This is a genomic window from Hymenobacter algoricola (assembly GCF_039539525.1).
GTDB lineage: Bacteria > Bacteroidota > Bacteroidia > Cytophagales > Hymenobacteraceae > Hymenobacter > Hymenobacter algoricola.
In genome coordinates, this window is sequence record NZ_BAABDH010000035.1 from 34,020 (window position 1) to 56,132 (window position 22,113).

General features: G+C 63.1%; 22 protein-coding genes. 14 read left to right on the plus strand and 8 right to left on the minus strand.

Annotation, left to right across the window (positions count from 1 at the left end; translation table 11 throughout):
• The first annotated feature begins 180 nt into the window (after positions 1-180).
• From ABD842_RS09345 to ABD842_RS09370, 6 genes are all read left to right on the plus strand, one after another.
• Complete coding sequence (locus ABD842_RS09345; protein ID WP_345112840.1) at positions 181-1,206, plus strand: rod shape-determining protein; 1,026 nt, start codon at positions 181-183, stop codon at positions 1,204-1,206.
• 112 nt (positions 1,207-1,318) lie between these two features.
• Complete coding sequence (mreC, locus tag ABD842_RS09350; RefSeq protein WP_345112842.1) at positions 1,319-2,248, plus strand: rod shape-determining protein MreC; 930 nt, start codon at positions 1,319-1,321, stop codon at positions 2,246-2,248.
• Positions 2,245-2,769, plus strand: coding sequence for a hypothetical protein (locus ABD842_RS09355; protein ID WP_345112843.1), 525 nt, complete (start codon positions 2,245-2,247; stop codon positions 2,767-2,769). Before mreC ends, ABD842_RS09355 begins: the two co-directional genes overlap by 4 nt.
• A gap of 117 nt (positions 2,770-2,886) precedes the next feature.
• A complete protein-coding gene (gene mrdA / locus ABD842_RS09360) occupies positions 2,887-4,725 on the plus strand; it encodes a penicillin-binding protein 2 (RefSeq protein WP_345112845.1) in 1,839 nt (612 codons plus the stop codon).
• An 89-nt stretch (positions 4,726-4,814) separates the two neighbouring features.
• Complete coding sequence (gene rodA, locus ABD842_RS09365; protein WP_345112846.1) at positions 4,815-6,113, plus strand: rod shape-determining protein RodA; 1,299 nt, start codon at positions 4,815-4,817, stop codon at positions 6,111-6,113.
• Between the two features lie 5 nt (positions 6,114-6,118).
• On the plus strand, positions 6,119-7,708 hold the full coding sequence (locus tag ABD842_RS09370; protein ID WP_345112848.1) for a hypothetical protein: 1,590 nt from the start codon (positions 6,119-6,121) through the stop codon (positions 7,706-7,708).
• Positions 7,709-7,718: 10 nt separating this feature from the next.
• On the opposite strand, the gene ABD842_RS09375 is transcribed toward ABD842_RS09370, so the two are convergent.
• Together ABD842_RS09375 and ABD842_RS09380 are read right to left on the minus strand one after the other, a co-directional pair.
• A complete protein-coding gene (locus ABD842_RS09375; protein ID WP_345112850.1) occupies positions 7,719-8,795 on the minus strand; it encodes a hypothetical protein in 1,077 nt (358 codons plus the stop codon).
• An 11-nt stretch (positions 8,796-8,806) separates the two neighbouring features.
• Entirely contained in the window at positions 8,807-10,060 is a 1,254-nt protein-coding gene (locus ABD842_RS09380) for a hypothetical protein (RefSeq protein ID WP_345112852.1), read from the minus strand.
• Positions 10,061-10,094: 34 nt separating this feature from the next.
• On the opposite strand from ABD842_RS09380, the gene ABD842_RS09385 reads away from it, so the two are divergent.
• The 4 genes from ABD842_RS09385 (at position 10,095) to recO (ending at position 14,422) form a co-directional block, all read left to right on the plus strand.
• Positions 10,095-10,418: a 2Fe-2S iron-sulfur cluster-binding protein gene (locus ABD842_RS09385; RefSeq protein WP_345112854.1), complete on the plus strand. Its 324-nt coding sequence runs from the start codon at positions 10,095-10,097 to the stop codon at positions 10,416-10,418.
• A 168-nt stretch (positions 10,419-10,586) separates the two neighbouring features.
• Complete coding sequence (locus tag ABD842_RS09390; RefSeq protein ID WP_425553169.1) at positions 10,587-11,213, plus strand: thymidine kinase; 627 nt, start codon at positions 10,587-10,589, stop codon at positions 11,211-11,213.
• A gap of 58 nt (positions 11,214-11,271) precedes the next feature.
• The gene (gene porZ, locus ABD842_RS09395) at positions 11,272-13,605 is read left to right on the plus strand and encodes a type IX secretion system anionic LPS delivery protein PorZ (protein WP_345112856.1); all 2,334 of its coding nucleotides are present in this window, start codon (positions 11,272-11,274) and stop codon (positions 13,603-13,605) included.
• Positions 13,606-13,696: 91 nt separating this feature from the next.
• The gene (gene recO / locus ABD842_RS09400; protein ID WP_345112858.1) at positions 13,697-14,422 is read left to right on the plus strand and encodes a DNA repair protein RecO; all 726 of its coding nucleotides are present in this window, start codon (positions 13,697-13,699) and stop codon (positions 14,420-14,422) included.
• Positions 14,423-14,499: 77 nt separating this feature from the next.
• Here recO and ABD842_RS09405 read toward each other — a convergent pair whose 3' ends face one another.
• The 5 genes from ABD842_RS09405 to ABD842_RS09425 form a co-directional block, all read right to left on the minus strand.
• Positions 14,500-14,949, minus strand: coding sequence for an FKBP-type peptidyl-prolyl cis-trans isomerase (locus ABD842_RS09405; RefSeq protein ID WP_345112860.1), 450 nt, complete (start codon positions 14,947-14,949; stop codon positions 14,500-14,502).
• A 16-nt stretch (positions 14,950-14,965) separates the two neighbouring features.
• The gene (locus ABD842_RS09410; protein WP_345112862.1) at positions 14,966-15,529 is read right to left on the minus strand and encodes an FKBP-type peptidyl-prolyl cis-trans isomerase; all 564 of its coding nucleotides are present in this window, start codon (positions 15,527-15,529) and stop codon (positions 14,966-14,968) included.
• Between the two features lie 64 nt (positions 15,530-15,593).
• Complete coding sequence (locus ABD842_RS09415) at positions 15,594-16,088, minus strand: FKBP-type peptidyl-prolyl cis-trans isomerase (RefSeq protein ID WP_345112864.1); 495 nt, start codon at positions 16,086-16,088, stop codon at positions 15,594-15,596.
• 79 nt (positions 16,089-16,167) lie between these two features.
• Complete coding sequence (locus tag ABD842_RS09420; RefSeq protein WP_345112865.1) at positions 16,168-17,142, minus strand: FKBP-type peptidyl-prolyl cis-trans isomerase; 975 nt, start codon at positions 17,140-17,142, stop codon at positions 16,168-16,170.
• A 37-nt stretch (positions 17,143-17,179) separates the two neighbouring features.
• The gene (locus ABD842_RS09425) at positions 17,180-18,223 is read right to left on the minus strand and encodes a DHH family phosphoesterase (RefSeq protein WP_345112866.1); all 1,044 of its coding nucleotides are present in this window, start codon (positions 18,221-18,223) and stop codon (positions 17,180-17,182) included.
• A gap of 320 nt (positions 18,224-18,543) precedes the next feature.
• Between ABD842_RS09425 and ABD842_RS09430 the strand changes: the two genes are divergently transcribed.
• The gene (locus ABD842_RS09430; RefSeq protein WP_345112868.1) at positions 18,544-18,963 is read left to right on the plus strand and encodes a nucleoside-diphosphate kinase; all 420 of its coding nucleotides are present in this window, start codon (positions 18,544-18,546) and stop codon (positions 18,961-18,963) included.
• Positions 18,964-19,133: 170 nt separating this feature from the next.
• On the opposite strand, the gene ABD842_RS09435 is transcribed toward ABD842_RS09430, so the two are convergent.
• Positions 19,134-20,420: a nucleoside permease gene (locus ABD842_RS09435; RefSeq protein ID WP_345112869.1), complete on the minus strand. Its 1,287-nt coding sequence runs from the start codon at positions 20,418-20,420 to the stop codon at positions 19,134-19,136.
• 345 nt (positions 20,421-20,765) lie between these two features.
• Between ABD842_RS09435 and ABD842_RS09440 the strand changes: the two genes are divergently transcribed.
• The 3 genes from ABD842_RS09440 to ABD842_RS09450 all read left to right on the plus strand — a co-directional run bounded on the left by ABD842_RS09440 (position 20,766) and on the right by ABD842_RS09450 (position 22,042).
• Positions 20,766-21,080 (plus strand): hypothetical protein, encoded by a 315-nt coding sequence (locus ABD842_RS09440; protein ID WP_345112871.1) that lies wholly within the window; start codon positions 20,766-20,768, stop codon positions 21,078-21,080.
• Between the two features lie 73 nt (positions 21,081-21,153).
• Positions 21,154-21,744, plus strand: a complete 591-nt coding sequence (locus tag ABD842_RS09445) for a hypothetical protein (RefSeq protein ID WP_345112872.1) — start codon at positions 21,154-21,156, stop codon at positions 21,742-21,744.
• Positions 21,728-22,042 carry a winged helix-turn-helix domain-containing protein gene (locus ABD842_RS09450; protein WP_345112874.1) on the plus strand — a complete coding sequence of 105 codons (315 nt, stop codon included), beginning with the start codon at positions 21,728-21,730 and terminating at the stop codon, positions 22,040-22,042. The genes ABD842_RS09445 and ABD842_RS09450 overlap by 17 nt, the downstream gene beginning before the upstream one ends.
• Positions 22,043-22,113: the final 71 nt, after the last annotated feature.

The following is a 22,113-nucleotide window of genomic DNA, read 5'->3' on the forward strand; positions in this document are numbered from 1 at the left end:
CTTTCACAACTCTTGGCTCATTGTCCGGGACGGATTGCGTCGCTTCGCTCGCAATGACAGCGCTCCGGCCCACGGCTTGGCCCGTATTCTACCGGCTGCGCTTCGCGGAAACTTGCGTACTTTTGCGCCCACTTTGCACGGGCTCCAGTTGAGCTCCTCCTCCTAACCAGCCGCTACTCAATGGGTTTCTTCAACTTCCTTACCAGCGACATCGCCATTGACCTGGGGACGGCCAATACGCTCATTATCCACAACGGCATCATCGTCGTGGACGAGCCGAGCATCATCGCCAAAGACCGCACAACGAACAAGGTAATTGCCGTGGGCCGGCAGGCGCAGCAGATGCACGAGAAGACCCACGACAACATCAAAACCATCCGGCCCCTGAAAGACGGCGTGATTGCCGACTTCCACGCCGCCGAGGAGATGATCAAGGGCATGATCAAGATGATCGACACCCGTCGTCGTCTGTTTCAGCCCTCCCACCGCATGGTTATCTGCATTCCCTCGGGCATCACCGAAGTGGAAAAGCGCGCTGTGCGTGACAGCGCCGAGCACGCCGGGGCCAAGGAAGTCTGGATGATTCAGGAGCCCATGGCCGCCGCCATCGGCATCGGCATCGACGTGGAGCAGCCCGTGGGCTCGATGATTATCGACATCGGGGGCGGCACCACCGAAATTGCGGTTATTGCCCTGTCGGGCATCGTCTGCGACCAGTCCATCAAGACGGCCGGGGACGTGTTCAACCAGGATATCCTCGACTACATGCGCCGGCAGCACAACCTGCTGATCGGGGAGCGCAGCGCCGAGCGGATCAAGATTGAAGTGGGCGCGGCCCTGACCGAGCTGGACGTCACTCCGCCCGACTTCGAGGTGCGCGGCCGCGACCTGATGACCGGCATTCCGAAGGTTATCAAGGTCACGTCCTCCGAGATTGCCATTGCCCTGGATAAGTCGGTGGCCAAGATCGAGGAAGCCGTGCTCAAGGCCCTGGAAATCTCGCCGCCCGAGCTGTCGGCCGACATCTACGAAAACGGCATTCACCTGACCGGCGGCGGCGCCCTGCTCCGCGGCCTCGACAAGCGCCTGGCCGCCAAAACCAAGCTGCCGATTCACATTGCCGACGACCCGCTGCGGGCCGTAGTGCGCGGCACGGGCAAAGCCATCAACGACCTGCAGGCCTTCAAGGGCGTTTTGCTTACATAATTCTGAATGCTGAATTATGAATTCTGAATTGGAAGTGCTCCGCGCTGACTTCATCACCGCGTCTGCTTAGTTTCCGATTCAGAATTCAGCATTCATAATTCAGAGTTACCCCATGAGAAACCTCTTCACTTTCCTTTTCCGCTACCGGGGCGTCCTGGTGTTCGGGCTATTGGAAGTGCTGAGTCTGATCCTGCTGGTCCGCAACAGCAACTACCACGGCGCGGCTTTCTACAACTCCTCCAACGCCTACGTGGGGCAGGTGCTCGACTGGCGCACCCGCATCTACGACTACTTCCGGCTGGTGCAGGTAAACCAGGGGCTGGTGGCCGAAAATGCGGCGCTGCGCCAGCAGCTCTACCCGGCCGACACTGCCAGCCGCGTGGCCGCTACGCTGCCCGTGAGTCCGGACAGCGCCACCCAGGCCCGGCTGAGCCAGAGCGGCCGTCCCGACTCCTTGCTGCTCGGGCAGCAGCAGATTCCGGCCCGCGACCCGGATTATCCACTGATTCCGGCCCGGGTTATCAACAATTCACTCCGCAATGTGGATAACTACCTCACCCTGAACGTCGGGACACTTGATGGGGTGAAGCCCGGTATGGGCGTACTGGCCGCCGCCGGGGTGGTGGGCCGCGTCAAGGTGAGCAGTGAGCATTATGCCACCGTCACGTCGGTGCTGCACTCCAAGACCTCGATTTCGGCCAAGATTGCGCGCGACAATACCTTCGGCAGCATCAAGTGGCTCGGCGACGACCCCACCCACGTGCTGCTCGACTACATTCCGCGGCAGAACAAGCTCGTGCTCGGCGACACCGTGGTGACGTCAGGCTACAACGCCATTTTCCCGGAAGGCATCCGCATCGGCCTTATCGATTCCTTCGTGAAGGAGCCCGACAAGAACTTCTGGACCGTGCGGGTACGGCTGGCCGTCGATTTTACCAAGCTGACCTACGTGTACGTCGTCACGAGCCGGCCCAAGATGGAGCGCGACACCGTGGAGACGCGCGCGGGGGTGAAGCCGGAAGGGGAGGAGGTGCGGCCATGAGGGAAGTCGGCGTGATCCTGATTCAGCTGCTGCGGCTGGCCTTCTACGTGGCCGTGCACGTGTTCCTGATTAGCAAGCTGGTGCTGTTCGATCTGGGCTGGTGCTTTTTCTACCTGGGCTTTCTGCTGTTTCTGCCCATTGCCACGCCCATCGTGGTGCAGCTGGTGCTGGGCTTTGTGTTGGGGCTGAGCATGGATCTGTTCTACGACACCGGCGGCGTGCACGCGGCGGCGGCCGTGCTGCTGGCGTTTCTGCGGCCCTGGGTGCTGCGCCTGCTCACGCCCCGCGACGGCTACGACGCCGCCGACTCGGTGAACGTGCACCAGATGGGCGGGCAGTGGTTTGTGGTGTACCTGGGGCTGCTGGTCGTTATCCACCACGCGGCTTTCTTCCTGCTCGAGCTGGGCTCGTTCCGCGCCTTTGGCCTCACGCTGGTCAAAATAGGGGCCAGCACCCTGTTTACGGGCCTCACGCTGCTGATTGTGCAGCTGCTGTTTTTTCCCTCCCGCCGCACCCGGTAATCGGCTCGGACTGGTTCGGCGGCCGGCCCGGCATACGCCAATAAACCTGCGCGTCGTTGTATCTTTGCTACTCCGGCCGCGGGGCCGCAGTACGTTTATCCTCAGTTCTTTCTCGCTTTGCAATACCTCGAAGGCCGCAAATACGTGGTGCACGCCATTTTCCTGGCCGTGGCGCTGGTATTTGGGGCTCGTCTCTTCTACATTCAGGTGCTCGACGGCAGCTACAAGCTGGCCGCCGACCGCAACACGCTCCAGCGCCTGGTGCAGGTGCCCTACCGGGGCCTGATCTACGACCGCAACGGCCAGATTCTGGTGCAGAATACGCCCGTGTACGACCTGATGGTGCTGCCGCGCGAAGTCAAGCAGCTCGACTCGGTCCGCTTCTGCGAGCTGCTGCAGCTGCCGCTGGAAGAGCTGCGGGCGTCGCTGAAAGCAGCCCGCGCCTACTCCCGGGTGAAGGCCTCGCCGCTGGTGCAAAACCTGAGTACACCCGAGCTGGCCGCCATTCAGGACAACCTGATCGACTTTCCCGGCTTCAGCATCAAGGCCCGCATGGCCCGCTCCTACAAAACCGAGAACATGGCCCACGCCCTGGGCTACGTCGGCGCCATCACCCCGGCCTTTCTCGAAAAGCCCAAGTACGCCAAGTACCTGCCCGGCGACAACCTGGGCATCACCGGGCTGGAGTCGTACTACGAGCAGAAGCTCATGGGCCGGCGCGGGGTGCAGTACAAGATGGTCAACGTGCGCGGCATCGAGAAGGGCGCCTTCCGCAACGGCGAGTTCGACACGCTGTCGGTAGCCGGCCAGGACCTGCACACCAGCATCGACATCGAGCTGCAGAAGTACGGCGAGACGCTGATGGCCGGCAAGCGCGGCTCCATCGTGGCCCTGGACCCCAGGACCGGCGAGATTCTGGCCCTGGTGTCGGCCCCGCTCTACGAGCCCTCCATTCTGAGCGGCAAGGGCATGGGCAACCGCTACATGGAGCTGCTCAACAACCCCGAACGGCCCCTGTTCAACCGCCCGCTGATGGCCACGTACCCGCCCGGCTCGGTGTTTAAGCTGGTCAATGAGCTGGTGGCGCTGCAGATGGGCGTGGTGACGCCCGCCACCGGCTTCGACTGCAACTGGCGGCTGGTGCGCTGCACCCACCGCCACGAGCCGCCCCGCAACCTGAGCATTGCCATCAAGAACAGCTGCAACCCCTACTTCTACCAGGTGATGCGGGCCAGCGTGCTGCGCGGACGCTCCACCAACAAGTTCGAGGATGCCCGCCTGGGTCTGGCCGAATGGCGGCGGCAGGTGATGTCGTTCGGGCTGGGCACCAAGCTGGGCGTGGATATGGCCAGCGAGAAGAAGGGCCTGATTCCCTCGCCCGAGTTCTACGACAAGCTGCGCGGCTACCACCACTGGAACTTCAAAACCGTGTACTCGCTCAGCATCGGACAAGGCGAAATCGGCATCACGGGGCTGCAGATGGCCAACATCATGGCTACCATTGCCAACCGCGGCCACTACTACACGCCCCACTTCGTGCGCGGCATCGGCCCGGGCGGCCCGCTGCCCGAGTATACCCAGCGCCACATCACCACCGTGGACCAGCAGCACTTTGAGGCTATCATTCCGGGCATGTGCGCGGTAGTCGACGGGGGCCGCGGGGCTACGGGCGCCAACGCCAGCCTGGCCCGCTACGGCATTGCGGTGGCGGGCAAAACCGGCACCGTCCAGAATCCCCACGGCGAAGACCACGCCACCTTCGCCGCCTTTGCCCCCGCCAACGACCCCAAAATCGCCATTGCCGTCTTCATCGAAAACGCCGGCTTCGGCGGCAGCTCCGCCGCCCCGATGGCGGCGCTGATGATGGAAAAGTACCTGCGTGGCAAGGTAAACAACCCCCGCTGGGAAAACTGGCTGATTGGTCCCGGTACCGACCGTTTCATCGTGCACCATTAACCCGGCCGGGCCATCCGTCGACGACTCCCAACCCTTTTTCAGCAACGCCGGGAAGCTGTTTTTCCCGCATCTTTGCCCAATAGTTTAAAATGGCTTCTTCTCCCGCTAGGTATTCGCGCAGCCTCGACTGGGTCACCGTGCTCATCTACGCCGTGATGCTGGGCCTGGGCTGGCTGAACGTGTACGCCGCCAGCTACTCGTCTGACGCGCCCGCCGGCGGCCTGTTCAGCGGGCAGAGCTTCGCGGAGCTGATGCAGTACAACTGGTTTAAGCAGATCATCTGGATCGGTACGGCCCTGGTGCTCATCGTCATCCTGGTCGTGGTCGACTACAAGGCCTACGACACTTTCGCCTTCGTGCTCTACGGGCTGATGATTGTGCTGCTCGTCGTCACGCCCTTTATTGCCCGGCCCATTGCCGGCTCCCGCTCCTGGCTCGAGCTGGGGCCGGTGCGCCTGCAGCCGGCCGAGTTTGCCAAGTTTATTACCGCCCTGGCCGTGTCGCGCTACATGGCCAGCATCAACCTGCGCCACCAGCACTTCCGCGACCAGCTGGTGCTGGCCGGCCTCACGCTGCTGCCGCCGCTGCTCATCATTGCGGCCAACGAAACCGGACAGGCGCTGGTGTTTGCCGCCTTTCTGCTGGCCTACTTCCGCGAGGGAATGTCGCCGCTGATTCTGATCATTCTGGCCGCGGCGGCCGTTATCCTCATCCTGGCGCTGCTGGTGCCCAAGCTCTGGCTGATCGGGGCCTTCACTGCCATCCTGGTGGGCGTGTTTGCCTTCAACACCAAGGTGATGCGCCACCATCTGCCGCTGGCGCTAAGCGTGTGGGCCGTAGTCATCGGCATGGTCTTCGGCGTCGACTTCTTCTTCAACAACGTGCTGCAGCCCCACCAGCGCAAGCGCATTGAGGTGCTGCTAAACCCCTCGGCCGACCCGCTGGGCGTGGGCTGGAACGTGACGCAGTCCAAGATTGCCATCGGCTCGGGTGGGCTGGTGGGCAAGGGCTTCCTGCAGGGCACCCAGACCAAGTTCGACTTCGTGCCCGAGCAAAGCACCGACTTCATCTTCTGCACCGTGGGGGAGGAGTGGGGCTGGGCCGGCACCATGGTCGTCATCATCCTCTTTATGGCCCTGCTGGGCCGGGTGCTGTACGTGGCGGAGCGCCAGAAATCCGTTTTTGGGCGCACCTACGGCTACTGCGTGGCCAGCATCTTCTTCTTCCACTTCGCCATCAACATCGGCATGACCATCGGGCTGGCGCCGGTGGTGGGCATTCCGCTGCCGCTGTTCAGCTACGGCGGCTCCTCACTCTGGTCGTTTACCACGCTGCTGTTTATTCTGCTGGCCATTGACGCCTACCGCAAGCAGGATCTGGTACGATAGGAATTATGAATTATGAATCTCGGTCAGGGCGGCGGCACAGCCAATTCAGAATTCTGAATCCAGAATTCATAATTCTTTTTCTCACCCTGCTCTGCCTGCTGCTGCCCACCCAGAACTCCACGCTCGATGCCTGGTACTATGCGGCCTGCGTGCGCCATGAGCACGAGCTGCTGCTGCCCCACCACCTGCTCTACAACCCCGCCGGCCTGCTCTGGACCCAGCTGCTGCACCTGCTGGGGGCGCGGCCCGATACGCTGGCGGCGCTCAAAGCGCTGAATGCCCTGGCGGCCGGGGCCGGCCTGTGGGTGCTGGGCCGGATTCTGCGCCAGCTGAAGCTGCCGGCTACCTTGGTGGCGCCGTGGCTGCTGGTGGCCGGTGCCAGCTTCGGCCTGCTGCGCTTTGCCACCGAAAATGAGGCCTACGTGCTGCCGCTGCTGTTTTCTTTGCTGGCCAGCCTGAGCTGGGCGCGCTACCAAACGGCCCCTGCGCCGCGCCCGGGTTTGCTGCTCTGGAGCGGGCTGTGGGCGGCCGGGGCCTGCCTGTTTCACCAGATTCACTTCTTCTGGTGGCTGGGGCTGCTGCTCGGCACGGGGTGGTACGCGCCCCGCAAGGGGCGGGCCGTGCTGCTGTACGCCCTGCCGGCCCTGCTGGTGCCGGCCGCCTACGTGGCGGCGCTGCCTTCCTGGCACGAGCCCCTGACGCTCCCGGCGCTCTGGCGCTTCATCTTCCACGATTACTACGCGGGACTCGCCGGCAACGGAGTTTCTGCCCATGGCGCCCTGCTGACGGTAGTGAACCTGGGGCGCACGTTCCTGCAGGTCCACGGCTCTATGCCGGCGCTGGCGCGGGCGGCGCCGGGGCTGGCCGTGGTGCCGCTGGTATGCGCGGGGCTACTGGGCTGGGCGGCGTGGAGCGGCTGGCTGGCCTTCCGGAACCGCAGGGCCGGGGAGGTAGCTGCTGACGTGCCGCCGGCGGGGGGCCGGGCTGTGTGCCGCACCCACGCCGGTATTCTGCTGGCCCAGCTGGCTTTTGCGGCTTACGCCGACGGCAACGCGGAGTTTATGGCAATGCTGCCGGCGCTGCTGGCCGTGGTGGGCGGGGGCTGGGCCTGGCTGCCCGCCCGGGCGCTGGCCGCGGCGGGCGGCGCGCTGCTGCTCTGGAATCTGGCTTTCGGGCTCGTGCCCCAGCATTTTCTGCGCTTTACCAACCCCGACCAGCTGCTGACCCGGATTCCGGCCCGGCCGCACGACTGGTTTCTGCTGGACAACCACAACCTGGTGCTGAACCAGCTGCACTACCGCACCGGCAATCCCGTGGGCCTGCCCAACGTGCTGGCCGCCCCTACGCTGCTCGTGCAGCGGCCCGGGCAATCGGCCCCGCAGCTGCGGGCCTGGGTGCAGCGCCAGCAGCGGGCCGGCCACCGCGTCTTTACCGACTGCCTCGGTGGCCCCCGGCTGCTGGACCGCGCCCAAATCGTGTACGGCGACCAGAATGCTGCCCTGCTGCAAGGCTTCCGCACGGTCCGCCTCGATTCGTTCCCCACGTTTTTCGGCCCCCGCTACCTCACCGAGATTCTGCCACCCGCGGCCGAGTAGCCGGGTGTTGCTAGGCTCCTGCCTCAGGGCGTGCTTCTGCCGCGCCTGGCCGCAGCCAGCCGAAGAAAGGATGAAAGGTGAGCCGCTGCGCAAACGCCACCGCGAATACCGGCGCCGCCAGGTAGCCCATGCGGCCCAGGTCGCCGGACAGCAGCATATGAATCAGCACCACGGCCCCGAGTGCTACTCCAGCCCAGCCCAATCGGGGCGGCTCGGCCCCGGTGGCCCGGTGGCCCCGCCACCCCGCCAGCAGCACCAGCCAGAAGAAGCCGAAGATGCTGAAGATTTCGCCCGCGCCCTTCACCGAAAACAGCCGCCGCAGCGAATAAGCCAGATTGTGCAGGTGGTCGAGGGCGTTGTTTACGCTTTCCAGCGGCGCCGCCCCGGCCTGCGCGTCAATCCAGTGGCGCAGCCCGTAGGCCACCGCCCCCGACACGGCCAGCACCGCCAGCTGCCGGGGCCAGGGCAGGGCGCGCTGGCCGAATACCAGCAGCCAGGGCACCAAAAACACGAATGACTCCTTGGCCTGCGGCCCGAGCAGAATACAGGCCGCCAGCGCCCACGCGGAGTTGCTGCAGGCGCCGTAAAAGGCCAGGGCAAACACCAGCACGTACAGGCTGTCGACCAGAGGCAGGCCGGCAATGTACACGGCCCAGCGGCTGCACAGTACCGCCACCACGGCCAGCGCCGCCGCGCCCGGCGAGGCCCCGTAGAGCAGGCAGCTGCGGAAGACGAACAGCCCCGCCGCCGCCAGAATCAGGGTGTTGACCACGTAAAAAGCCAGCCGCAGGGGCCAGTCGGTGGTGGCGCGCTGGGGCCAGATGCGGGCGTATACCCGCTCCAGCGGCCACGCCACGGCAGCGGCCACGGCCGGCACCACCACCCGGTAGCGCCGGGTGATGCTCACCCCCCGAAACTCGCCCCGGGCCACGCTCAGGTAGCTGCGCGTGTCGAGGGAGTGGGAGAAATCGTAGTGCACGTACATGGTGTAGGCGCTGCCGGCCAGCACGCCCACGCTCAGCAGATACACCAGCAGCAGCTGCCGCCAGCGCAGTACAATTCCGGGCAGCCGGTCAGCAGTAGCCACGGGCGGCGCGCTTAAGCAAACTTGCGGTCAATAAGCCGGAGCAGCTTATTGATGTGCTCTTCCTTGCGCACCCAGCCGTACTGCCGGGTCAGCTCTTCGGTCACGTAGCGCCTGGCGGCCTCAGCCCCGGACAGGGAGTCGAGGTGCTGAATGGCGGTGTGGTACTCCATATTCTCGCCATTAAACAGCTCATTGATGAAGCTGAACCGCTGGTTGATCGAAATGGCTTCCCGCAACGATTCCACCTTCGGCGCCGATTTATCGGCCAGCGTGGCGGTAGGATTTTCCGAACGCAGGGTTTCGCTGAGCGGAGTCGGGGCGGCATTTTCCGCCTTCAGCTTCTCGTACAGCGGCACTGCGCCGGCGGGGGCCGGCTCGCTCAGCGGCCGCCGGGGCTCCTGAGCGGCCGGGGCCTCAACGGGCTCAGCTTCCGGCGTTGCCGCTGGAGCTGGGTCGGGGGCAGCAAAGCTCGGCGGCGCCACCACCGCTAATGCCGGGGCCGGCGGGTGCGGCGCTACTGCAACCGGTACCGCAGCGGCTGGTGCCAGGGTAGGTTGCGGCTCGGCGGGCCGGGCCGGAGCTTCCGCCACGGGAGCGGCGGCCGGTGGCGTGGCCGGGGCGGCGGCCACGGGCCCATCCGTCCACAGATCCGCTACCGTGATGGGCAGCAGGGCGCTGAATTCGCCGATCAGCTTCTCCAGCGGCTGGTGGTTCTTGTAGTTGGCTTCCTGGTAGAGCCGGAAGCGGCTGGCCAGAAACTCCCGCTCCAGCGGCGTACCCGGCGTGAGCGTGTCGATAAAGCCCTGAAACAGCGGCTTATCGATGTCGAGGTAGCGCAGCGTGTCGCGCAGCTGCTCCACGGTCGTGGTTGGCTGCGGCCCGAGCAGCTTTTCCTCAAACGTGAGGGCCGAGTCGGTCACCACGCCCAGCGTGTCGCTGACGGCGCGGGCCAGCAGCGGTTCGAAGGCCTCCCGGCTCACCTGGATGCGGCGCGAGAGGGTATTCATAAACTGGGTGAGGGCCTGGCGTACGTCGTCGGCCGCAAAATCGAAGTACGGGCTGCGCAGCCGGGCCATTTCCCCGGTCCACTGGGCCAGCAGCTGCTGCACCACAAACAGGTTTACCTGCCGGATGGGGGTGAAGCGGAGCACCGCCGGGCCGTCGAGGGCGGCGGTGGGCTGGGGCGCAAAATGCTGGTCGCAGAGGTGGGCGGCCAGCCGGCGGCCGTACTGTTGGCGCTTGGCTTGGCTATATTTGTCGTTCATTGAAAGCCTGATTCAACGGGCAATTTAAGTAAAGATGCCCACTCTGACCGTGCAAAACCTGCCTGGCGCCGTATTAAGCGTGCCCGCTGGCGCTACGCTGCTCGCCGCCCTGCAGGCCGCCGGCCACGACTGGATGCACGCCTGCGGGGCCAAAGGCCGCTGTACTACCTGCCGGCTCGAGGTCAGCGGTGGACTCGACCACCTAACGCCGCCGACCGATGCCGAGTTGCGCTACCGCGTTGCCGGCCGCCTGCAGCCCCACGAGCGCCTCACCTGCCAGGCCCGCCTGCCCGCCGGCGACGTGACGGGCCGCACGCCCGAAGCCACCAAGCTGCCCCACCAGCGGTATGCGGACTGAGCGGGTAGCCCGGCATCACTCTTTCCCGGAAGGCTAGGCCCCTGACGCTCTGGTAGCTGGTGCGCCGCCGCCGGAGTTGCCTTTGGGCCTAGCCGCCGAAAGCCGTACTTTAGCTGTTCGGATAGCCGCCCGGCACCTGGCGACTGGCACCTGCAAACTGATACTCTTGTGTTTATAGAACCCCGCGTCGGCACCAGCCGTGAGATGACCGCCCGCCGGGGCTGGATTGAAGTGGTCTGCGGCTCCATGTTCTCGGGAAAAACCGAAGAGCTGATCCGCCGTCTTAACCGCGCCAAGATTGCCCGGCAGCGGGTTGAAATCTTCAAGCCCGCCCTCGATACCCGCTACCACGCCCTGGACGTAGTGTCGCACAATGCCAACAGCATCCGCTCCACGCCCATTCCCCTGGCCCAGGAGATGCTGCTGCTGGCCGGCGCCTGCGACGTGGTGGGCGTGGATGAAGCGCAGTTTTTCGACGAATCCCTGGTGGAGGTGTGCGTGCAGCTGGCCAACCGCGGGACCCGCGTCATCGTGGCCGGCCTCGACATGGACTTTCTGGGCAAGCCCTTCGGCCCCATGCCCGCGCTGATGGCCGTGGCCGAGTACGTGACCAAGGTGCACGCGGTGTGCGTCTGCTGCGGCGAAATTGCCTCTTACTCCTTCCGCATCACGGCTTCCGAAAGCAAAATTCTGCTCGGCGAAACCGACTCCTACGAAGCCCGCTGCCGCCAGTGCTTTCTGGAAGGTATGCGGGAGAAAAACACGGAGCCCGCCGGCGCCGTGGCCAAGCACTAAACCCGGCCGGAAGGCGTTAGGGTCTCAGGTTTTTCTATCTCGCTGCTATTCTGCGCCCATGAGTATTCTGCTACGCACCCGCCGCTGGTCCGGCCTGCTCTCTTTCCTGCTGCTGACGGCTGCCACCACAGTGGCCCAGAGCACCGCCGGCTTCGGCGACTGGCAGCTGCAGCTACCCAACAACCGGGCCCGGGCGCTGGCCGATGCCGGCGGCCGCATCTATGTGGCCACCAAGGATGCCTTCTTCTTCTACGACAAGGCCCTGAACACCACCCAGCTGCTGTCCCGCCGCGACGGCCTGCACGACGTGGGCGTGAATACCGTGGCCTACGACGCCCTGACCCGGCAGACGCTGGTGGTGTACCGGAACGGCAACCTGGACGTGCTGCGGGAAGACGGCAGCATCCGCAACGTTACCGACATTCTGCGCAAGCAGCTGACCGGCGCCAAGAGCATCCGCCACATCTTCTTTCACAACCGGCTGGCGTATCTGTCGAGCAACTTCGGGCTGGTGGTGCTGGATATGACCAAGCTGGAAGTGCGCGACAACTACGGCAACATCGGCCCGAACGGCTCGGCCGTACGGGTCAACTCGACCACCGTGCTGCGCGACACGCTCTACGCCGCTACGTCCTACGGCCTGATGCGCGCCAAGCTCACCGACAACCTGGTAGACTACCGCCGCTGGACTACCGACCAGCTGGCGGGTACCTTCGACCCGTTTCTGACCCTGGCCACGCAAGGCGGCAAAGTGTACGCCGGCGTCAACGGCGGCGAGCTGCTGGTGTTTGGGGGCAGCAAGAACGGCTGGCGGCCCCTGCCCAACACGCGGATCAACCAGTTCCGGCAGCTGACGCCCTCCGCCGCGGGCTTGCTCATTGCCACCAACGAGCAGGTAGCCGTACTCAAGAACGGCGTCATCACCGGGCTGACCACGCTGGCCCAGACGCCCGACCCTCAGGCGGCTTTGCAAGACAAGGAAGGCGTGTTTTACGTTGCCGACTTCCAGAAGGGCCTGGTCAAGCTGACGGCCGGGCAGCCGGTGGAAAGCTTCGTAACCAATGCCCCCGACAGCGCCCGCGCCTTCAGCGTACTGGCCGATGCCCGCACCAACACCGTGGACGTGTTCAGCGGCGGCTACTTCGACCGGTACCTGCAGCAGGAGTATTATGGCGGCTTCTACGAGTACAAGGACGGCCGCTGGACCAACTTCACGGGTACCAACTACCCCACCCTGACTCAGTATCCTAACATTAAAGACCTGGCCCGCGGCACCCGTACCCCCGATGGCACGCTCTACATTGCCACCTACGGCGACGGCCTGCTGCAATGGCAGGGCCCGGGCAAGTTTAAAAATTTTACCCAGGGTACGCCCGGCGTGCAGCTGCTGTCGGCCGCTACGGACAACAATCCGGCCTATACCCGCATTACCGACCTGGCTGCCGATGCCGGGGGCAACGTGTGGATGGTAAACCGCCACGGCAAAGCCGGTATTTCGGGTCTGGTCCTGTACAGTCCGGGGGCCGACGTGTGGCGCCGCAGCGCCTATTTCCCGGGGGCGCAGAACCTGGACCGCCTGGCCCTGGACGACAACGGCTACATCTGGGCCTCGCAGGCGCGGCTGGATGGCAGCGGTATGATCTGCTACGACGACAAAACCAAAACGGCCCGCCAGTTTGCCGCGGGCGGCGACGGGCTGCCCTCGGGGGAAATCTACGACGTGGTGAAAGACCGCAAGGGCGACATCTGGGTGGGTACTACCAAGGGCGTGGCCCTGTTCAGCGACCCGAGCCAGGCCTTTTTGCCGGGTAACCCGGGCAACTTCCAGACGCCGTTCGTGCAGCGCGGCATCACCACCGGTTTTGCGGCCCTGCGCGACGAGGTGGTGCACGCTATTGCCGTGGATGGGGGTAACCGCAAGTGGTTTGGCACCGACCGCGGCCTGTGGCTGTTCGATGAGGATGCCCACGAGGCGCTGTTCCACTTCACTACCGACAACAGCCCGCTGCCGACCAACAACATCGTGGACATCGACATCAACAACCGCACCGGGGAGGTCTTCGTAGTCACCACGGGCGGCGTCATCACCTACCGCGGCTCCGCGACCGTTACGGAAGGGGAAGTATCGTGCGCCAAGGTGTCGCCGAATCCGGTGCGCACCGATTTCGACGGGCAGGTGGGCATTTCCGGCGTCGCCAACAACGGCTTCGTGAAAATCACCGACGTGACGGGTAAGCTCGTGTACCAGACCCGGGCCAGCGGCGGCACCATCACCTGGGGCCTGACCGACTACAACGGCCGCAAGGTGCAGTCGGGCGTATACCTGGTGATGTCGTCGGATGCCGACGGCAAAAACAGCTGTATCAGCAAAGTGGCGGTAGTGGCAAAATAATCGACGGCCGGGCCGGCGGCGCTGCGTTATTTCGGCGCCTGCCGTTGTTTCAAGGTATCGGCCCGTCCACGAATCAGCCCAGCACAAGAGCATGCTTATCAAAACCCGGGGCATTGTCCTGAACTACATCAAATACCGCGAAACGTCCATCATTGCCCGCGTGTACACCGAGCGGCTGGGGTTGCAGACGTACATCGTAAACGGCGTGCGCAAAGCCAAGCCGCCGGGGCGCATCGCCTTATTTCAGCCCTTCACCCTGCTCGATCTGGTGGCCTACACGTCCCGGCAGGGTGGCATTGCCCGCCTGTCGGAGTACCGCTGCGCCATTCCTTTCAGTACCCTGCCTTACGATGTGCATAAAAGCAGCGTGGTGCTGGTGCTGGCCGAAATTGTGGGCCGCACGCTGCTGGAGGAAGAAGAGAACGAGCCGCTGTTCAACTTCCTGCACGATGCCATCCTGGCCTTCGATCAGCAGGCGGCGGGCTACGAGAACTTCACGCTGGGCTTTCTGCTGGAGCTGGCCGGCTACCTGGGGTTCGGTATCGAGTCGGGGCAGGAAGTCACCACGCAGGTGGCGCTGGCTGCGGCCGCCCCCGTCACCAGCACCAGCGGGGGCGGCCCGGCCGCGCTGCGCTTCCGCGAATTCGACCACTACTTCGACGAGCTGCTGCGCGACCCTGCCCACGCCACCATTCCCAACGGCCGGGTCCGCCGGGAGCTGCTCGACGTGCTGATCCGCTACTACCAGCTGCACATTGAGAAGCTCGGCGAGATTCGCTCCCTGGCTGTACTGTCGGAGGTGCTGGCTGCTGAGTAGCCGCCGCCGGGTAAACTGGCCAATAAAAAGGGCCTCTTCAATCCGAAGAGGCCCTTTTTATTGGCTTAAACTATTTATCACCGAATACGGACTACTTCCAGCTCGAATACCAGATCTGTACCGGGTGGAATCAGAAACCGGCGGTCGTCATCGGGGTTGCGCACGCCCTGGCTGCCGTAGGCCTGAGCCGCCGGAATAGCAACCCAGGCGCGGGTGCCGGCCGGCAGCAGCAGCAGCACTTCATCCCAGCCCGGAATCACTTCACCCCGCCCCACCCGCAGCCGGAGCGGCTTGCCCTGGGCCACGGAAGAATCGAAGATGTGGCCGTCGGGCAGAAAGCCGGTGTAGTGCACCGCCATCCGGTCGCCGGCCTGGGCACTAGCGCCCGTGCCGGGCACATGTACTACGTACCGCACGCCGCTGAGCAGCCGGATGGTGTCGGCTGCCACGGGCATAGCCCGGGCCGGGGCCGGCAGTAGCAGCGTCAGCAGCCCGCCAAGCGCAGCAATAAGCCCGGAGCGAAGCATAGGCGACAGAAAAAACTTATTTAACCTTGGTGATGCGCATGTCGAAGAGCAGGGGCTCGTCGCCGGGAATAAGCGGCGAAGAGCCGGCCGGGCCATAAGCCAGGTAGGAGGGAATGAAAACCAGCTTGTGGGTGCCCAACTTCATATTCTTGATGGCTTCGTCCCAGCCTTTAATCACGCTGCCGGCATCGACTGTCACTTCAAAGCACTCACACAGCGTCTGGTTGCCGTACGATCGGTCGAAGATTACATTGTCGCGCGAGGGGGTGATGAACCGGCCAATGTACTTTACCTGCACCCGTTTGCCAGGGAGAATGGTAGGGCCCGTGCCTTCGGTTACCGTGTCGGTATCGACCAGGTAGACGCCCGATTCCAGCCGGGTGAACTTGGTGATCTGGTGCCGGGTAAAATAATCCCGGATCAGGCCATCGTCAATTGCCCGGTATTGCTCTTCACGCTGCCGGGACTCCTTCTGCAGATCGGTTTCCTTTTTGCAGGCCGACAGCATCGGCAGCAAGGCCAGCAGCGCCACGACCAGACGGGCAAGCACCAGTTGTTTGGTTGAAATTGTCATCTTCATACTTGAGTAGAGAAAAAACGGCCCCGTCGGGTTGCATGCACAACCGGGGCCGTTTTCTCAGGTTTTACTTTATGCCTACCAGCTCTACCTCGAACTGCAGCACGGCGTTGGCCGGAATCGTCGGGGGGGAGCCCGCCGAGCCGTAGCCCATGGCGGAGGGAATCAGCAGCAGGGCTTTATCGCCTTTGTGCATCAGGGCAATGCCTTCGTCCCAGCCCTCAATCACCTGGCCCCGGCCCAGCACGAAGTTGAACGGGGCGTTGTTGCGCCGGGAAGTGGCGTCGAAGACGGTTCCGTCGAGCAGGCGGCCGGTATAGAGCACCGAGACGGTCTGCCCGGTGCGCGGCATTGGCTGGGTGGCGTCGGTGGTCAGGGGCACGTAGTACAGACCCGACTCCTGCCGCTGGCCGTTCGTGATTTTCTGGTCGTCGAGGTATTGGCGGATGAGCTTGTCATCGACCTTGACGTAATTTTTCTTGCAGGCCGCCAACAGGCTGGCCGCGGCCAGGGCCACCAGCACAACCAGGCGGAGGGAAAAACCCGAAATACGCTTATTCATGGATTGCAGCTTGACGTAAAAAAGGCCGTCGCACCCGTCCCAAGGGCGCAGGTACGACGGCCTGTAGGAATGCTAACGACTACTTTACGTCAACCAGTTCCACGTCGAAGCGCAGGGGCGCATCGGCCGGAATGTCGGCCCCTGCGCCGCGCTGCCCGTAAGCCAGCGACGACGGAATCAGCAGCGTCGCCTTGGTGCCTTTGTTGAGCAGGGCAATGCCCTTGTCCCAGCCCGGAATTACCTGGCCTACGCCCAGCGGGAAGTCGATTGGCTTGTTGCCCATCTTCTCCGACGAGTCGAATACTTTGCCGTCGAGCAGCGTGCCTTTGTAGAGTACCGATACCGTCTGGCCCTGCTTGGGCACGGCGCCGGTGCCGGGCTTGGTCACCACGTAATAGATACCCGACGGGTCCTTCTTGGCTACGAGGTTGTTTTTCTGGATGTAGCTCTGCAGAATGACGTCGTCCTTTTTGAGCTGGGTCTCCGCATAGGCCATCATCTTCTTCTGCTGCTCTTCCATCTGCTTCTGCTGGTCGGCGGTAGCCTCGTCGCGGGTCTGCAGCTTTTCGGCCTTCACGTACATGGTCATGAACGAGGGCGCCTTTTTATCGGTAGCCGCTTTATCCTTCATGAAGGGCGGTACGGGCTGCTTGAAGGACTTGGCGAAAATGGTATCCACGTTGAAGCGGAAGATGGCTGAGTCGCCGGGCTGCAGCATGGCAATGGCTTCTTCGATGCCGCCTTTGATTTTCACGTCCTGCAGCTCGATGCGCATCGGCAGGCCCTGCTGCTTGCGCGAGTTGAACAGGATCGAGTCTTTGTAGGTGCGGTACTCTACGTTCAGCGCCAGGATCTTGCCCATGCGCGCTTTGTAGGTGGCGTCGCCGGTGGCGGCTACTTCCCGGCCGCTGTACTTGCCGCCTTCATTTTTGAAGATTTTGTACTCGATACCGGATTGAGTCTTGGCGAAATCACCGGCGCCTTTGTTGCAGGAAGCCAGGCTCAGTGCGCCGGCCGCCAGGGCCAGGCTCAGAAAATTACGTTGAAGGAGCATGAAAAAAGAAGGGTTGAGGAAGAGAATTTGGGGCAAGTTACGCCGTCGGCGGCGCAACCGCTAGCGGCGCCGTCACAAGCTGGGTCTGGTAGTCGGGCAGCAGGGCCAGAAAACGCTGCACGGTGGCCTCCAGCGGCTCGTGGCTGATACCGCCGGAGGCGTTGTGGTGGCCGCCGCCGTTGAAATTTTTGCGGGCAAACTCGTTCACGGAGAACGAGCCTACCGAGCGGAAGGAAATCTTGACGGCCTGACCACGGTCGATGAGCACGGCGGCAAACACGACGCCCTCAATGCTGAGCGCGAAGTTGACCAGCCCTTCGGTGTCCCCGGTTTTGGACTGGTACTGGCGCAGCTCATCCTGGGTAATGGCAATGTAGGCCGTGTTGTACTCGCGCAGCACCACCAGCTTGTCCTTGAGCACGAAGCCCAAAAAGCGCAGGCGCATCTCGGAGTGCGAGTCGTAGATGCGGCGGTGTACCGACGAGAGGTCGATACCGGCGTTGAGCAGCTCGGCAATGATCAGGTGGACGTTGCGCGAGGTGCTGGGGTGGCGGAACGAGCCCGTGTCGGTCATGATGCCCGCGTACAGGCTCTCGCCCATGCCCACGTCGATCAGGTCCTGGTCGCCCAGGTCCCGGATTACCTCAAACACCAGCTCGGCCGTCGCCGCCGCCTTGGGATTTGAGAAGTCCAGGTCGGCAAACTGCTCGGGCTCCAGGTGGTGGTCGATGAGCACCTTGGTGCCCGGGGCCTGACGGATGTATTCCCCCATCTCGTTGATGCGGCCGAGGCAGCTGAAGTCGAGACAGAAAATGACTTCCGCCGAACGGATGATTTCGCGGACCTGCGCGTCGTTGCGGCGCGCGTCGTACACCACCACGGAGTCGTTGCCGGGCATCCAGGCCAGGAAGTCGGGGTAGTCGGAAGGCGTGACCACCGTGACGTGGTGGCCTTTCTTCCGCAGGTAGCCCGCTAAGCCCAGCGAAGAGCCGAGGGCGTCGGCATCAGGCTTGTGGTGGGTGGTGATGAAAATCTGCCGGGGCTGCGCGAGCAGCTCCTTCAGGTCGCTGATAGTGGACATTGCCTACTGATAGGTGGCTGAAATTCGGGGTGTTAAGCCGGGAGCAAGGCGGCAAAAGTCGGAAATATTCTCCAGATATTCCGTCTGCCTAACAAAGCTGGTCCCACTTTGGGTTCGTCGGGGCCGCCGGGCCGTCCCGGAAATGCGCTTTTCCAGCGCGGGGCGGCCGTCGGAACCCGGCGGGGCTGCCGCCACTTTTCTGGTTTTGCGGCCGCCCGTTTACTACTCCGGGATTATTCGCCTACTTTTGCGGCCGCAATTCCCTGCCGGAGTTGCCTGCTTCCGCTACTTCATTTTTCAGCTTTACTAACAGCTTCCCCATGGCCACGAACCGCACGTTCACGATGATTAAGCCCGACGCGACCCAGGAAAACCACATCGGTGGTATCCTGAGTATGATCGAAGAAGGCGGCTTCCGCATTGTGTCGCTCAAGAAAGTCCGGCTGACGCCCGAGCGCGCCGGCAAATTCTACGAAGTGCACGCCGAGCGGCCCTTCTACAGCGACCTGGTGAAGTACATGTCGTCGGGTCCGATTGTGGCCGCCATCCTGGAGAAGGACAACGCCGTAGCCGATTTCCGCACCCTGATTGGCGCTACCAACCCCGAGCAGGCCGCCGAAGGCACCATCCGGAAAAAGTACGCCAAGAGCATTGAAGCCAACGCCGTGCACGGCTCCGACTCCGACGACAACGCCAAAATCGAAGGCGACTTCTATTTCGCCGCCGCCGAGCAGTTCTAAGCTCCCGACCCCAAACAGATCTGTTTGCACATAAAAAATCCCGCTCTGCAGCCTGCAGAGCGGGATTTTTTATGTGCCAGAAATAGGCTATTTATAAACTCGTTTTATACTAGCGGCCCGGTTTTCAAGCGGATCTGCCACATGGAACGGTGCTTTAGGCTGGATCCGGCCTAGACCTGCTCAACGGAGAGCAGCGGCTCGGGGTGGGCGTCCGCAACCTCCTGCTGCCGGGTGTGCTGGTGTTTGAAGAAGATGATGAACAGCACCGCAATGCCCAGCGAGTACAGCGCAAACGTAAGCCAGATGCTGGGCCATTCTTTGGTGCCATCGGCCAGGGTAAAGTATTTCTCGATGATGATGCCGCTCAGCGAGCTGCCCAGCACGGCGCCGAAGCCGTTGGTCATCATCATAAACAGGCCTTGGGCGCTGGCCCGGATGCTGGAGTCGGTCTGGGTTTCGACGAACAGCGAGCCGGAGATGTTGAAGAAGTCGAAGGCCATGCCGTACACAATGCAGGAGAGGATAATCATCCACAGGCCGCTGCCAGGGTTGCCGTAGGCAAACAGGCCAAAGCGCAGCACCCAGGCAATCATGCTGAAAAACATAACCTGCTTGATGCCGAAGCGCCGCAGGAAAAACGGAATAGCCAGGATAAACAGCGTCTCCGAAATCTGGGAAATGGACATGATGATGGCCGGGTACCGGACGGCCAGCGTGCCCTGGTAGGCCGGGTTCTTGTCGAAATCGTGCAGGAAGGTGTCGCCGTAGGCATTGGTAAGCTGCAGGGCCGCGCCCAGCAAGAGGGCGAAGACAAAGAAGGTGGCCATCTTGGTGTCGCGCAGCAGGGCAAACGACTTTAGGCCCAGCGCGTCGATAAGGGAGCGGGTCGGGGCATTCCTGGAGGGCGGCGGGCAGGCGGGCAGGGTAAAGGAGTAGAAGCCCAGCAGGATGGCGGCCGCGGCAGCCACGTAAAACTGGCTCGACGACTTTTCGATACCCAGCAGGCTCACCGTCCACATGGCCACGATAAAGCCGATGGTGCCCCACACCCGGATGGGCGGGTAGTCCTTGACCACGTCGCCGCCCTTGGCTTTGAGCACAGAGTAGGAAACGGCAATGGAAAGGGCCAGCGTGGGCATGTAGAACATCATGTTCAGCAGCATCACCCAGAACATGCTGGTTGGGTTATCCACCATCGGAATGGTAAAGAGCACGATGCCGCCCAGGATGTGCAGAACGCCGAAAAGCTTCTCGGCATTCACCCACTTATCGGCAATGATGCCCATGAGGGAGGGCATAAAGATGGCTGCAATACCCATGGTGGAGAAAATGGCGCCAAACTGCGCCCCCGACCATTGCTTAGTTTGAAACCAGTAAGCGCCAATAGTTATCAGCCAGGAGCCCCAGATAAAAAACTGTAGGAAGCTCAGTACAATCAGGCGCAGCTTGGTACTCATGCAGGGGCAGGTTAGAAGAGTAAGGGGTGGGAATGGGAAACCCGGCTTGGGGAAGGCAGCGGATTTCCGTGGGCAGGCAGGAAGGCGAAACGGTGAAAGGAAGCAGGAGCCTGGCGCGGGTAAAAAGCAGCACGCCGGCAAAGAGCAGCCAAAAAGCGGAGACAAGGAAAACAAAACGCCCGGTGAGGAAAAGCCGGAACGTCAAAGATAGCTAAAATCAGAAATGGCCCTAAACGCTTTTTGCAGGCCCGGCCGGGGAGCTGAAATAAAGTTTGGAGCGTAGTGTAGTTTATATTGTAAACTGGTTTATATTTGCATCATACTTCGGAACAAACTGGTTTTGCCATGCTGACTGCCCGCTTTTCCCTGCCCCGCTTTTCCGTTCAGCGCCCGGTCTACCCGGGGCGGCTCATCCTGGCGGCTTTGCTGCCGCTCAGCGCGGGGCTGCTGGTGTGGCTGGTGGCCTGCCCGTCGTACGGCCTGGTCCTGGGCGTTGGTGGCCTGGCCCTGCTGGTAAGCTGGTGGGCCGCCGGGGCATCCGACCTGCCGTCGGCAAAGGCGAAATGCTCTGCCGGCCGGCCGCCGGCCGCCGGCGCCCCGGAACCGCTGCGGGTCAATCCTTTCTTTGACTTTCTGCTCGACGCGCCAAAGGCCGGCTAGCGGCGGCCCTGCTGTTCACCCCCAGGTCCGCACGGTGCGGGCTGTTTCACTTTCTTTTTTCTGTCAGCACCCCATGGAAACCACTGAAAAACCGCTTACCGGTCCCGAAAGCCTGCACCTGATTCAGCAGATGATTCAGGCCGCCAAGCAGGACCTGAGCGACAACTCGTTCGACTTTCTGTTCTGGGGCTGGCTGGTGCTGGCCGCCAGTCTGGCGCATTACGTGCTGCTGCTCACGGGCTTCGATAAGCCCTGGCTGCCCTGGGCGCTGATGCCGCTGGGCGGAATCGTATCGGGCATTTACCACTACCGGCAGGAAAAGCGCCGCACGGCCCGCACCCCGCTCAGCGACTTCATGGGCTTTCTGTGGATTGGGTTCAGCGTGCTGCTGATCATGGTGCTCGGTATCGGCATGCACTACGGCTGGCAGCAGGTCTACCCGCTGCTGATTGCGCTGTATGGCCTGGGCACGTTTGTGAGCGGCGGGGCGCTGCGGTTCCGGCCTTTGGTGTATGGCGGGGCCGCGTGCTGGCTGCTGGCCACGGCGGCGTTCATGGTGCCGTTTCCGACGCAGCTCCTGCTGGTGGCCGCCGCCGTGCTGGTCAGCTATATCATTCCCGGGCATCTGCTCAAAGCTCGCTTCCGCCATGGCCGCGCCGTTTGAGGAACTCGATCCGCTGCTGCACTCCCAGCTACGGCTGGCGGTGATGTCGCTGCTGCTGAGCGTGCGCGAGGCCGAGTTTACGTTTCTGAAGGAGAAAACCGGCGCCACCGCCGGCAACCTCAGCGTGCAGCTCGGCAAGCTAAAGGAAGCCGGCTACCTGACGCTAACCCGCGAGATGAACGGCAGCTACCCCCTGACCCGCTGCGCCATCACCCCGCAGGGCATCAGCGCTTTCGAGGCCTACGTGCAGGCCCTGCAGCGCTACCTGCAGCCCCCGACTACCGGCGTGGCCCAGTAAGCCGCCATAGCCCCACGGAATAGCAAAAAGCCCGCCCCATTGCTGGGACGGGCTTTTTCTGGTCAGGATCC